The following is a 12228-nucleotide window of genomic DNA, read 5'->3' on the forward strand; positions in this document are numbered from 1 at the left end:
TCGATGAAAAATGATCAATTGTTAAATTTGTAATTCAAATTTACAGTCAGCCGGATTTTCCGAGACCACGCTTTGACGGGTCAGCCCCAAGACACACACAGGAGCCTCCCCACCATGCTTAAGAACCTGAAGATACGCACCGGCCTGCTGGCCGTGATGGCCATCTTCGTCCTGGCGCTGGCAACCGCCACGAGCATGGGCTGGATCTACGCCCGCGATGCCGATGCCGCGGTGGACGACCTGAACTCGGTCGCCACCGAGCAGACCCGCCCCTTGTACGAAACGCAGACGCTGCTGCTGCGCAGCCGGCTGACGCTGGTGGCCGCCTACCTGGACATCGTGTCCGGCAAGGGCAGCCAGGCGCAAGGCAGCATCGACCAGGCCACCCAATACCTGCAGGATGCGCGCAAGCAATTCGCGGTGTACCAGCGCGTGCGCAAGAACACCGAGGCCGGCCTGAAGCTGGCCGGCGAGCTGGAAAGCGTTTTCACCGCCTACGTGCGCAGCATCGAGGCCCTGGAAGCCTCCTTGCAAAAGCAGTCGGCCGAGGGCTACGCCGCCGCCGTGGTCGACACCCGCAGCGCCGACGCCCGCTTCGCCGAACGTGTGAACAGCTTCCTCGAGCACACCGAACGCCGCAGCGCCACCATCAACGCCGAATCCGACCTGCGCTATGAACGCGCCGAGTTGTCCACCATCATCATGCTGGTCCTGGCGGCCGCGCTGGCGCTGGGTTGCTGGCGCTTCATCAGCCGCCAGGTGCTGCAGCCCCTCAAGGACGCCGCCACGCACTTCGACCGCATCGCCTCCGGCGACCTGACGCAGCGCGTCGCGGTCAATTCCAGCAATGAAATCGGCGTGCTGTTCACCGCCCTCAAGCGCATGCAGGAAAGCCTCACCCGCACGGTGGGCGAAGTGCGCCGCAGCGTCACCGAGATCAACACCGGCGCCGCCGAGATCTCGTCGGGCAACACCAACCTGTCGGCGCGCACCGAGGAACAGGCCGCCTCGCTGGAAGAAACCGCCGCGTCGATGGAAGAACTGGCCACCGCGGTCAAGCAGAACACCGAGCACGCGCACCAGGCCAACAGCCTGGCCGCCGAAAGCCGTGGCGTCGCCCTGCGCGGCGGCCAGGCCGTCGGCCAGGTGGTGGAAACCATGGCCCGCATCTCGGAAAGCTCGCGCCGCATCTCCGAGATCGTCTCGGTGATCGATGGCATCGCCTTCCAGACCAATATCCTGGCCCTGAACGCCGCGGTCGAGGCCGCCCGCGCCGGCGAGCAGGGCAAGGGCTTCGCGGTGGTCGCCGGCGAAGTGCGCACCCTGGCCCAGCGCAGCGCCCAGGCGGCGCGCGAAGTGAAGGACCTGATCGAGCAATCCTCCAGCAATGTCGACAGCGGCGCCGAGCAGGTCCGCGCGGCCGGCGACACCATGCAGGAAATCGTCGACTCGGTGCAGCGCGTCACCCTGATCATGGCCGAGATCACCGAAGCCTCGACCGAGCAGTCCATCGGCATCGACCAGATCAACGGCGCGGTCACGCAGATGGACGACGTCACCCAGCAGAACGCCGCGCTGGTCGAGCAAGCGGCGGCCGCCGCCTCCTCGCTGGAGGAACAGGCCAAGCGCCTGGCGGCCACCGCCGCGTTCTTCAAGCTGCCCGCCGAGACCGTGATCGACGTCACGCCGCAGGCCATCGCCGCCCCGCTGCGCCCGGCTTACGTCGCCTGACGGCGGGCCGCCGCCACGCGGCGATTTAAGACTTCGTCCGATCAGCCGTTGTCCTGTAGGTCAGGCCCCGCGGCCTTCGCCGCGCCGGGCCTCAAACCGACCACGAGCCCACGACGCATGAGCCGCGCCCTCGCCTGCCATTTTTGCCTATCGACGCTGGCGCAAGGCGCGCCCCTGCTGGAAAGAAACGGGGCCGCCATCTGCAAATCCTGTGCCGACGCCTTTTCGGCCGAGTTCACCGAGCGCGCCTGGGCCATGGCGTCGTCCCTCGACGAACAGCTGGACGTGCTGTTGGCCGAAAGCCAGCGGGCGCTGCAGCACAGCGCCATCCTGGCCGAACGCGCCCGCGGCTGCGGCCTGAGCCTGGCCGACCTGTCGGCCATGCCGCCGCGCACGCTGTCCTGATCCGGCGCGGATCCGTCGCCCCGGCCGACAAGTGATGCCTGGCGGCCTGCCTTGACCTCAACCGTGGTTGAGGTCTGATACTGGCGCTCCAACAAGACGAATCGTTCCCGGAGTCCAGCATGTCGTCCCGCATCACCCCCGCCCTGCCCTCGCTCGCCTTCCTCAATCCGCCCGGCCTGTACGACCCCCGTCCCAACGGCTACTCGCACGTGGCCGTCGCCGACACGCCCGCGCGCCTGGTGTTCGCCGCCGGCCAGGGCGGTGAAAACACCCGGGGCGAGCTGCACCCCGACTTCGTGCTGCAAGTGCGCCAGGCGCTCGACAACGTCCAGACCGCACTGGCAGGCGCCGGCGCCACGCTGTTCGATGTCGCCAAGCTGACCGTGCTGGTGGTCGATCACAGCCAGGAACGCCTGGCGCTGTTCACCCACGAGATCAAGGCGCGCTGGGGCATCCACCTGGCGCCGGCCTGCACCCTGATCCCGGTGCCGCGCCTGGCGCTGGACGGCATGCTGGTGGAGATCGAGGCGACGGCGCTGCTGCCGCTTTGACCCCCCCTGACTCAGAAGGTGTATTTGGCGGTCAGCAGGAACGACCGCGGCGCGCCGAAATGGTTGTTGTCCTGGGTGCTGCCGATCGCCTGGTAGTAATACTTGTCGAAGACGTTGTACACGTTCAGGCGCAGGTCCAGGTTGCGGCTCGCCTGGTACGACACGACCGTATCGACAATGCCGTAGCCCGCCTGCCGCACGTTGTAGCGCGGCAGGCTGATCGGGCTTTGCAGGCGGACCGCGCCGCCCACGCGCCATGCGTTCAGCGCGCCGGGCAGCGTGACCATGGTGGACAGCTTGAACAGGTGGCGCGGCGTCTGCGTGTCATAGCGCGTGCCGGCCGGACCGTTCTCCGAATCCTTGAGGTACTTGGACTGGTTGTAGGTGTAGCCGGCCATGACCTGCCAACCCGGCGTCAGCGTGCCGGCCAGTTCCAGCTCCACCCCCCGGCTCTGCACCTCGCCGGATTGCGAATAGCACGACTGGGTCGGGTTCGCGCAAGTGGACTGCAACTGCGTGACCGGCAGGTTGCGCTGGTTGATCTGGAAAATCGCGGCGCTGGCGTTGAGCCTGCCGTCGAAGTACTCGCCCTTGATCCCGGCCTCCAGATTGGTGCCCGTCACCGGATCCAGCAATGCGCCCGTCGCCGTCTGGTAGTTCTGCGGCTGGAAAATCGAGGTCCAGCTGGCATAGACCGAGTGGTGGGCATCCAGGTCGTAGACCAGCCCGGCGTAGGGCGTGATCTCGTTGCTCACCTTGTAGCCGGCCGGATCGACGTAGTCGCCGGACTTCAGCGTCATGCGGTATTCATACGAATCGACGCGCGCCCCCACCATCAGCGTCAGGGGATCGGCCAGGCTGAGCCGGGTGGTGGCGTACGCGCTGGACAGGCGCTGGTGGCCCTTGCGCGACCACGGGTAGGTGAATGCGGGCTTGGGCACCGCGCTGGAATCCCAGTTCATCGGATCGACGATCACGTTGTAATCCGTGGGCCAGCCGCCCGGGCCGTCATCGTCCTTGTTGCGGCGAAAGCTGCCGCCCAGCACCAGTTCATGGGTGCGGCCCAACAACTGGAACGGACCGCTCAGGTAGCCGTCGATGCTGTGCTGCGTCTTGTCGTAGGCGTATTGGCCCGCGCCCTGGCCAAAGTCCTCGGAATCCTCCAGGGGATAGAGATACGTGCCCAGCATGTCCAGCTTCGAGCGCAGCACGCGGGCCGTCACCCGGCCTTTCCAGCCGTTCGCGAAACGGTGGTCCAGTTCGGCGAACAGGCTGGAGTTCTCCTTGTTCCAGTAGGCCCAGTCGGGGGTCAGGCGGGTCGACCGCTTGAAGTCGTAGAACGAGCCATCACGCCGCGTCGGCAGGCCGTTCCAGTCGGCGCCCGGGTTGTCCTCGCGGTTGTAGTAGCCGCCCACGCTCAGCGTGGTGTTCGCGCCCAGGTCGGCCTCGATCGTGCCGTAGTACAGCTGCCGCTGATGCTCGTACGCCTTCTTGAAAGTGCGCGAATCCTGGTAGGCGACCACGCCACGCGCGCGCACGCTGCCGCTGGCGTTCAGAGGACCCGACCCATCGACCTCGCCACGGTAGTTGTCCCAGCTGCCCGCGCTGGTCGTCACCGAGAACTGCGGCGTGGCGGTCGGCCGCTTGCGCACCAGATTGATCGTGCCCGAAGGATTGCCCACGCCGGTCATCAGCCCGGAGGCGCCTCGCAGCACCTCCACGTGGTCATACATCGCCAGGGTGGCGACGCCCTGCGTGTCGTAGTCGTAGCCCAGCGGCACCCCGTCGGCCAGGAAGGAACTGATCTCGAACCCGCGCGAGAAGAACTGGGTCCGCTCGCCGCCGCCGATCTGGCGCGTGGTCAGCCCGGTGGTATCGCGCGCCACCTCGTCCAATGACTGGAAACCCCGGTCATCCATCTGCTGCCGCGTCACCACGCTGATCGACTGCGGCGTCTCGCGTTGGGACAGCTGGAACTTGGTCGCGGTGCTCATCGAACCGATCGTGTACGCGCCCGAGCCCTCGGTGACCGGCCCCAGCGTGGCGCCCTCGACACTCACCGGCGCCAGCGTGGCAACGCCCGTCGCGCTTCGGCGCAGCGTCAGGGTGCCGTCCGCCGCCGTGGACAGCTCCAGGCCCGAGTCGGCCAGCGCGCGCCCGGCGGCCTGCCGCAGCGTCAGGTCGCCGGAGACCGCCGGCGCCATCTTGCCGGCCACCAGTTCGGGCGAATACGAGATCACCGCGCCCGCGGTCCGCGCGATCTGGGTCAGCGCGACGTCGAGCGGGCCGGCCGCGATGCGGTACGACCGGACCTCCTGGGCGACTTGCGCCTGGACCGGGACGGCGGCGGCGAAGGCGAGCGCGGCCAGCGCGCGGGAAGCCGGGAACCTGAAGCAGAACATGGAACACTCCGTGATTGCGTGAAGACGCGTTCCATGTATGTGCAATGGCGTCGCCAAAAAAACACCCAGTGCGGAAAATTTTCCGTGGCGCGGCAAGCGCGCCTCAGGCCTGCCGCGTCGCGACGTCGATCATCACCAGCCAGGCGCCGAAGCGGCGCAGGGTGATCGGCTGCGTGTGGCGCAGGGCTTCGAGGGCGCGCTCGGTGTCGTCCAGCGGGAACAGGCCGGATACCCGCAGGCGGCTGGCGGCGGCAGACACCCGGATCCAGCCGGGGCGATAGCGCGCCAGCGCGTCGATCACCCGTTGCAGCGGTTCGTCGTGGACCTCGATCCGCCCTTCCTGCCAGGCGGCCGCATGGGTCTGCGCCGCCTGGACCGGGTCGATCCTGTGCGCGTCGAACCACGCACCCTCCCCCTCGGCCAGCAAGCGCTGCTGGCCGCCCACGGTGACGATCCCGGCCTGTCCGGTCAGCGCCACGCACTGGCTGCGATTCTCGGCGCATCGCACCAGGACGCTGCCGCTGCGCGGCAGCACCGTGCCTTGCGCGGTCTGGATGCGCAACGGTGACGCTCCGCCAACCGCGTCGGCGCCGTCGGCCAGCCTCACGACAATGGCGCCCGCTTCCAGTCGCACCCGCCGCCGCCCGCCCGAAAAATCGACGCTGGCCGCGGTGCGCGCGTCCAGTTCCATGATGGCGCCATCGGGCAAGGCCACGGTGCGGCGCTGTCCGGTGCCGGTCAGATAGTCCGCCGCCACGTGGGTCAGCGGCAGGAACCGGTCCAGGCAGACGGCGCCGCCGAACAGCCCGCCGGCGGTCAGGAGCAGCTTGTTCAATCGACGCCGCTGGGCCTCCTGCGGCCGCAGCAGGGAACGCCGCAACGCGCCGGAAGCGCTCAACAGACGGGGATCGATGGCGTGCAGCGCGCTGCCGAGCGCGGCCTCCAGGTGGTGCCAGGCCGCCTGATGCGACGGACTGGCGGCCAACCAGGCCTCGAATGCGCGCTGGTCGGCTTCGGTGGCCGCGCCCCCCCCCGACAGACAGAGCCGCCAGGCGATGGCGGCCTCGCGCGCCTCGGTGGCGGGCGTGGCGCTCATGCGTCGAACGCTGCGCAGCAGCGCTGCAAGGCCTGGGCGATGTACTTGCGCACCATCGTGGGAGACACAGCGAGGCGGCCGGCGATATCGACATGCGTCATGCCGTCGAGCTGGCTGTAGAGAAACGCCATGCGGGCCTTGGAGGACAAGCCATCGAGGACGGCGTCCAGGGCCTGCAATGCCTGCAAGGTCTGGTAGCGGCTCTCCGCCGAAGGCTCCACCAGTTCGGGCTGGATGCGCAGCATGTCGAGCCAGGCCCGCTCCAGTTCACGCCTGCGCCAGAGCCGCCAGGTGATGCGTCGCGCGATCGTGACCAGCATCGCGCGTGGCTCGAGCAACTGATGCAGCGCCGGCGCCTGCAGCAGCTGCGTGAAGGTCTCGCTGGCGACGTCCTGCGCATCTTCCCGATTGCGCAGGCCATCGCGCAAGCGCCGCTCGAGCCACGGATGATCGTCTTTGTAGATGCTGGCGAAGCGGGCGTTTCTGGCCAGATGGGAGTCCACGGCGCACAAAATAGGGAAATGGGAATCGTTATTGATTATGACACGATTCCCCCGCCGGGATGCGATGCTGGCCCTGCCCCTGCCAGAAGAAAACCGCGGCAAGACCTGCGTCGCAAAAAAAAACGCCGCTATGAAAGCGGCGTCTTTTCGATGCGGCGGCGCAAGAGGCAATCTGGCCGCCTGGAACAAAGACCTGAACAACCTCGCAGGCATTTGCTCCGGCAAATTGGGGTGGTGGGCTGAGCGAGACTCGAACTCGCGACCAACGGATTAAAAGTCCGCTGCTCTACCGACTGAGCTATCAGCCCGACCGAAGCCAGAAATTATGGCTGATTTCGCAGACCTTGTCAAAAAATAGAGACGAGGCGCCTCAACGACGCAACATCCGTTCGCGACCCGCCCGACGCGCCAGTGCACACGCCCCTCCGGTCGGCCCGGCGGGACAATGGAAAATGGCCGCCCCGCGCGCGTCAACGAAAAACGGCCGCTTGCGCGGCCGTTCTGCATCGGAGAGGCGATCCTGGCTTACCAGGCAGCCACCACCGCGCCCTTGAACTTGGTCTCGATGAACTGCTTCACGGCCGGGCTGTGATAGATGCTGACCAGCTTGGCGAACTCGGGACGGTCCTTGTCCTTTTCACGCACCACCAGCACGTTGGCGTACGGCGAGTTGGGCGATTCCTGGGCGATGGCGTCGGTGGCCGGGTTCAGGCCCGCTTCCAGCGCGAAGTTGGTGTTCACGGCCGAGGCGTCGGTGTCGTCCAGCGAACGCGGCAGCTGGGCGGCGTCCAGTTCGATGAAGCGCAGCTTCTTCGGGTTCTCGATGACGTCGATCGGGGTGGCCTTCAGGCCGGCTTCCGGACGCAGCTTGATCAGGCCGTTGGCCTGCAGCAGCAACAGGGCGCGGCCGCCGTTGGTGGGATCGTTCGGCAGCGCGATGCGGGCGCCTTCCTTCAGCTCGGCCAGCGACTTGATCTTCTTGCTGTAGATGCCGATCGGGAAGATCACGGTCTTGGCGATGCTGACCAGCTTGTAGCCGCGGTCGGCGTTGGCGTTGTCCAGGTAGGGCTGGTGCTGGTAGCTGTTGACGTCCAGGTCGCCCGAGGCCAGCGCGACGTTGGGCTGCACGTAGTCGGTGAACTCGATCACCTGGATGTTCAGGCCCTGCTTGGCGGCTTCCTGCTTGACCACGTCGAAGATCTGGGCGTGCGGGCCGGCCGTGACGCCGACCTTCAGCGGCTTGTCCTGGGCCAGCGCGGGCTGGGCGAATACGGCGGCGCCGAGGGCGAACGCGGCCAGCGACTTCAAAACCTTGATGCTCATGTTGCGAATTTCCCGAATGTCGGAAGGAGGAGAAGGATGAGGAAAGCCTGCGTTCAACGGTGCGAGATGCGGCGCACGTAGCGGTCGCCCAGGCTCTGGATCAGCTGCACCAGCACGATCAGCACGATGACCACGGCGGCCATCACGTCGGACTGGAAGCGTTGGTAGCCATAGCGGATCGCCAGGTCGCCCAGGCCGCCGCCGCCGATGGCGCCGGCCATGGCCGAATAACCGATCAGGCTGACCACGGTGACGATGGTGGCGGCGATCAGGCCGGGCAGCGCCTCGGGCAGCAGCACCTTCATGATGATCTGCATCGGCGACGCGCCCATGGCGCGCGCGGCGGTGATCAGGCCCGGATCGACTTCGCGCATGGCGTTCTCGGCGATGCGCGCCATGAACGGAATCGCGGCCACCGACAGCGGCACGATGGCCGCGGTGGTGCCGATCGAGGTCTGCGCCACCAGGCGCGTGAACGGAATGATGGCGACCATCAGGATCACGAACGGCACCGAGCGGGTGGCGTTGATGACCGCGCCCAGCGCGTGGTTGACGGCCTGGTTCTCGAGCATGTTGCCGCGCGCGGTGACGGTCAGGATCACGCCCAGCGGAATGCCGACCAGCACCGCGATGGCGCTGGCCACGCCCACCATCAGCAGGGTGTCAAGCAGCGACGTAATAAGCAGGTCGATCAGTTGCGGACTCATGAGCAATTTCTTCAACGGTGATGTCACGGGCGGTCAACGCGGCGATGGCGTCCTTGACCGCGGCGGGCGCGCCTTGGGCCAGCACGAACATCGTGCCGACGGCCACGCCCTGGATGTCTTCGACGCGCGCCTGCACCAGGCCCACGTCCAGCGAATACTGCGTCGACAGGTCGGACAGGAACGAGCCCGACGCGTCGGTGCCGGTCAGCGACAGGCGCAGCAGGCGCACGGCCTGGCCCGGCTTGGCGGCGGCCAGCGTCTCGATGCGCTGCTTAACGGCGGCCAGCGTGGCGTCGGTCAGGTCCGAGGCGGTCGCGGCCGACACCATGGCGCGGGTCACTTCGTGGCGCGGCTGCGCGAACACTTCGCGGGTGCTGCCCATCTCGACCACTTCGCCCTGCGACAGCACGGCCACGCGGTCGCAGACTTCGCGCACCACTTCCATCTGGTGCGTGATCATGACCACGGTGACGCCAGTCTTGCGATTGATGTCGCGCAGCAGCGCCAGGATGTTGTGGGTGGTCTCGGGATCGAGCGCGGACGTGGCTTCGTCGCTGAGCAGCACGTCCGGATTGTTGGCCAGGGCGCGCGCGATGCCGACGCGCTGCTTCTGGCCGCCGCTGATCTGGCTGGGATATCGGTCGCGCAGGTGCTCAAGGCCCACCAGCGCCAGCAGGCGCTCGACGCGGGCCGGGATCTCGCTCTTGGCGACGCCGGCGATTTCCAGTGGCAGCGCCACGTTGCCGTACACCGTGCGGCGCGACAGCAGGTTGAAGCCCTGGAACACCATGCCGATGCGGCGGCGCTGGGCGCGCAGTTGCGCCTCGCTCAAGCCGGTCAGCGCCTGGCCGCCAATGGCGATGGAGCCCTCGTTGGGACGCTCCAGCAAATTGATGCACTGGACCAGCGTGCTTTTACCGGCCCCGCTGGGGCCGATGATGCCGAAGACCTCGCCCTGCTGGATGTGCAGGTTGATGCCACGCAGCGCCTGGAACTGGCCGTGCGGCGTGGCGTAGGTCTTGGATAGGTTCTCGATCTGAATCATGGCAAGCGATTTTGTATCTTTTCTCTTCTAAAGAGAACGACCGTTTTTTCCATTTTTAATAACTGACAGTAATATAGAATACGTCCACAAAAAGACGTAAAGGGCAGTCGGGAAGGAAAGCCTTCCTGACTGCCCTTTTTGCATCGGAGGCCGGCGGACCAGCCCCGCCTGGCTCAACGAGCGCGGGAGATACGGACCTCGGCGCCGCGGCGCTTGACCTCCAGGCCTTCCGACGGCGAAATGCGCAGGCCTTCCAGCCCCTTGATGTAGCTGGAGCCCTGCATCTGCATGACGCGGATCTTGTTACGCATGACCACCGGGTTATGCACAGGCATGCCGAACATCCAGACTTCGTCGAGGATGCGGGCCGAATTGAATTCGCCCGTGTGCTGCGCCGCCGGACCCAGACAGAGCATGTGCCCTTCGCGCCCGAACACCGGGAACTGGCCATGATCGCAATCGATGGTCCAGGTGGTGCCGCCTTCGTAGCGATGGCCGGTGTTCAGGTCCCACCAGGCTTCGCCCTTGGGCAGATACACCCGCACCTGCTTGCCCGGCGCGGTGATCGGCGCCACCAGCAGGGCCGGGCCCAGCAGGTATTGCAGATCCCATTCGTGGGCGTGCGGATCGTTCGGGAACGACAGCGCCATGGAACGCTGCACCGGCAGGCCGGTGCGCGCGGCATCCTCGATGGCGCCCAGCACATAGGGCACCAGGCGATAGCGCCACTGCATCCAGGTCTTGACCTGGGCCAGCGTCTCGTCGCCGAAGTCCCACGGCAGCAGGCCATTCACGCCCTGGAACGAGAAGTTCGCCGAGAACACGCCGGCGGTCAGCCAGCGCAGGTACAGCTCGGGCGTCATGTCGGCCGTGCCGCGCGACCCGGTGCCGATACCGTGCACCTGGACCGGCAGGCCCGAGGCGCCGATCGACAGCGCGGTGCGCAGGGTATGGCGCAGGCCTTCCCAGGTGTTGTCGACCTGCGGCCCCACCTGCCACGGCAGGCGCTGCGCGGCGGGGAACAGGTCGGTGCTGGGCACCACGCCTTCGGGCGGCACCTTCAGGCCGGCGACGGCGTCGAACAGCGCGCGGCGCACCAGCAGCGGATACATGCTGCGCAGCGCCGGGCCGGTCTCGCCATTGCGGGCGGTGACACCGTCGGGGATGGCGATCTGGGCGTCGCAGGCCGGCGCGTCCAGGCCGTCCTCGACCAGTTGGCGATGGCGCTCGACCCACAGGTTGTAGATGTCGCGATAGGTCAGGTCCAGCAGGCCGTAGGGCTGGCCGGAGGTGGCGGCGATGCCGTCGAACACCTGCGCCGAGCCGTCTTCACGCGTGAGCAGCCAGCCGCGGTCTTCGAGTTCCTCGAACAACGGGCTGGTCTTGATGACGCCGGGAAAACCGGACGCGGCCACGTGCACGTTGTGCTTGTGGAACAGCGCCAGCATCTGCTTGGCGTCGGGGAAGCGCTGGGCATCCCATTCGAACACGGTCTTGTCGGCCTGGAAGCCCCACGCCGCCGGCTGCGCCAGCGTCACGGCGTCGACCGGGATCTGGTTCTCGCGCATGCGGCCCAGCAGGGCCACGGTCTGCGTCGGCATTTCGCCGCTGGCCTGCTGCAGCCACGCGCCCATCGCCCACAGCACGGGCTGGCCGGCGCGGCCGGTCAACGCGGTGTACTGGTTGAGGATTTCAGCGGGCTCGCCGGCGAACAGGAACACGTCCAGCACCACGTCGTCGACACTGACGACGTAGGCCGAATCGGCCGGCGCCGTGCCCACCGCGTGCTCGACGCGGCGCATGGTGTTGACGTACAGACCCCAGCCGCGCGGGCTCCATGCCAGCGGCAGGGCGCGATGCTCGGGATCGTCGGAGACCACGGATTCTTCGCGGCGGTTCAGGTCGCCCGGGGTTTCGCCCAGGCCGTACACGCGCTCGTCCGGCAGCAGGGTGAAGCCCGCCGTCCAGACCGCGTCGTCGGCCTGGTCCAGCGCGTTGTGCCCGAATGCGGGCGTATGCGCGGAAACCTCGGACTCGAACACCCGCTCTTCATTGCGATAGAGCGCAAAGCGCACCGGGTTGGATTGGAGCTCCAGGGCCACATCGCCCTGGGTGATGCGCCAACCGTCCCCGCCTTCGCGCGGGGCGATGGCGGCCTCGCCCACCGCCTCCTGGCGCGCGAGCAGCATCTCGGCCACGGCGCGCGCGCGCGCGCCGGGCTTGTCATCGGTAAGGTGGTTCGCCTCGCCGCAGCGCAGGCGAAACACACCAGGCGCATGCGCCTCGACTACCAGGTGCAACCCATCGCCCGCGTCGAAATCGATGCGACTGGGGCGGGACGTCAGCAGCTCGATGGTGTCGAGCTGGGTAGTATGGGCAAAGTCGAACTTGGGCGGCACAGAGCATCCCCCGGCTTAAGCCAAAAACCATCAAAAGACGCTATTTTGACGGATTTGAGCTTTGAA

The 12228-nt window shown here is 67.1% G+C and carries 10 protein-coding genes and 1 tRNA gene; 3 read left to right on the forward strand and 8 right to left on the reverse strand.

Going from position 1 to position 12228, the window contains the following annotated elements:
* The first annotated feature begins 114 nt into the window (after positions 1-114).
* The 3 genes from AOZ49_RS06180 (at position 115) to AOZ49_RS06190 (ending at position 2687) form a co-directional block, all read left to right on the forward strand.
* Positions 115-1731 (forward strand): methyl-accepting chemotaxis protein, encoded by a 1617-nt coding sequence (locus AOZ49_RS06180; RefSeq protein ID WP_054474628.1) that lies wholly within the window; start codon positions 115-117, stop codon positions 1729-1731.
* Positions 1732-1848: 117 nt separating this feature from the next.
* Complete coding sequence (locus tag AOZ49_RS06185; protein ID WP_054433528.1) at positions 1849-2136, forward strand: hypothetical protein; 288 nt, start codon at positions 1849-1851, stop codon at positions 2134-2136.
* 119 nt (positions 2137-2255) lie between these two features.
* On the forward strand, positions 2256-2687 hold the full coding sequence (locus tag AOZ49_RS06190; protein WP_054474629.1) for a RidA family protein: 432 nt from the start codon (positions 2256-2258) through the stop codon (positions 2685-2687).
* 11 nt (positions 2688-2698) lie between these two features.
* On the opposite strand, the gene AOZ49_RS06195 is transcribed toward AOZ49_RS06190, so the two are convergent.
* The 8 genes from AOZ49_RS06195 to AOZ49_RS06230 form a co-directional block, all read right to left on the reverse strand.
* Positions 2699-5089: a TonB-dependent siderophore receptor gene (locus tag AOZ49_RS06195; RefSeq protein WP_054474630.1), complete on the reverse strand. Its 2391-nt coding sequence runs from the start codon at positions 5087-5089 to the stop codon at positions 2699-2701.
* Between the two features lie 103 nt (positions 5090-5192).
* Positions 5193-6185: a FecR family protein gene (locus AOZ49_RS06200; RefSeq protein ID WP_054474631.1), complete on the reverse strand. Its 993-nt coding sequence runs from the start codon at positions 6183-6185 to the stop codon at positions 5193-5195.
* Complete coding sequence (locus AOZ49_RS06205; protein ID WP_054474686.1) at positions 6182-6688, reverse strand: sigma-70 family RNA polymerase sigma factor; 507 nt, start codon at positions 6686-6688, stop codon at positions 6182-6184. Before AOZ49_RS06205 ends, AOZ49_RS06200 begins: the two co-directional genes overlap by 4 nt.
* A gap of 232 nt (positions 6689-6920) precedes the next feature.
* A tRNA-Lys gene (locus tag AOZ49_RS06210) sits at positions 6921-6996 on the reverse strand.
* A gap of 217 nt (positions 6997-7213) precedes the next feature.
* Positions 7214-8011 carry a MetQ/NlpA family ABC transporter substrate-binding protein gene (locus AOZ49_RS06215; RefSeq protein ID WP_006392982.1) on the reverse strand — a complete coding sequence of 266 codons (798 nt, stop codon included), beginning with the start codon at positions 8009-8011 and terminating at the stop codon, positions 7214-7216.
* Between the two features lie 53 nt (positions 8012-8064).
* The gene (locus AOZ49_RS06220; RefSeq protein WP_006388812.1) at positions 8065-8718 is read right to left on the reverse strand and encodes a methionine ABC transporter permease; all 654 of its coding nucleotides are present in this window, start codon (positions 8716-8718) and stop codon (positions 8065-8067) included.
* The gene (locus AOZ49_RS06225; RefSeq protein WP_054433524.1) at positions 8675-9763 is read right to left on the reverse strand and encodes a methionine ABC transporter ATP-binding protein; all 1089 of its coding nucleotides are present in this window, start codon (positions 9761-9763) and stop codon (positions 8675-8677) included. The genes AOZ49_RS06220 and AOZ49_RS06225 overlap by 44 nt, the downstream gene beginning before the upstream one ends.
* Positions 9764-9936: 173 nt before the next feature.
* Positions 9937-12162, reverse strand: coding sequence for a glycoside hydrolase family 31 protein (locus AOZ49_RS06230; RefSeq protein WP_054433523.1), 2226 nt, complete (start codon positions 12160-12162; stop codon positions 9937-9939).
* Positions 12163-12228: the final 66 nt, after the last annotated feature.

It is taken from the genome of Achromobacter sp. 2789STDY5608615, assembly GCF_001298995.1.
Classification (GTDB): domain Bacteria; phylum Pseudomonadota; class Gammaproteobacteria; order Burkholderiales; family Burkholderiaceae_B; genus Achromobacter; species Achromobacter insuavis.

What these genes read in the sequence shown, in the direction of transcription:
- AOZ49_RS06180 (WP_054474628.1), top strand. Translation starts at nt 115, where the DNA reads ATGCTTAAGAACCTGAAGATACGCACCGGCCTGCTGGCCGTGATGGCC.
- AOZ49_RS06220 (WP_006388812.1), bottom strand. Translation starts at nt 8,718, where the DNA reads ATGAGTCCGCAACTGATCGACCTGCTTATTACGTCGCTGCTTGACACC.
- AOZ49_RS06195 (WP_054474630.1), bottom strand. Translation starts at nt 5,089, where the DNA reads ATGTTCTGCTTCAGGTTCCCGGCTTCCCGCGCGCTGGCCGCGCTCGCC.
- AOZ49_RS06190 (WP_054474629.1), top strand. Translation starts at nt 2,256, where the DNA reads ATGTCGTCCCGCATCACCCCCGCCCTGCCCTCGCTCGCCTTCCTCAAT.
- AOZ49_RS06200 (WP_054474631.1), bottom strand. Translation starts at nt 6,185, where the DNA reads ATGAGCGCCACGCCCGCCACCGAGGCGCGCGAGGCCGCCATCGCCTGG.
- AOZ49_RS06185 (WP_054433528.1), top strand. Translation starts at nt 1,849, where the DNA reads ATGAGCCGCGCCCTCGCCTGCCATTTTTGCCTATCGACGCTGGCGCAA.
- AOZ49_RS06215 (WP_006392982.1), bottom strand. Translation starts at nt 8,011, where the DNA reads ATGAGCATCAAGGTTTTGAAGTCGCTGGCCGCGTTCGCCCTCGGCGCC.
- AOZ49_RS06225 (WP_054433524.1), bottom strand. Translation starts at nt 9,763, where the DNA reads ATGATTCAGATCGAGAACCTATCCAAGACCTACGCCACGCCGCACGGC.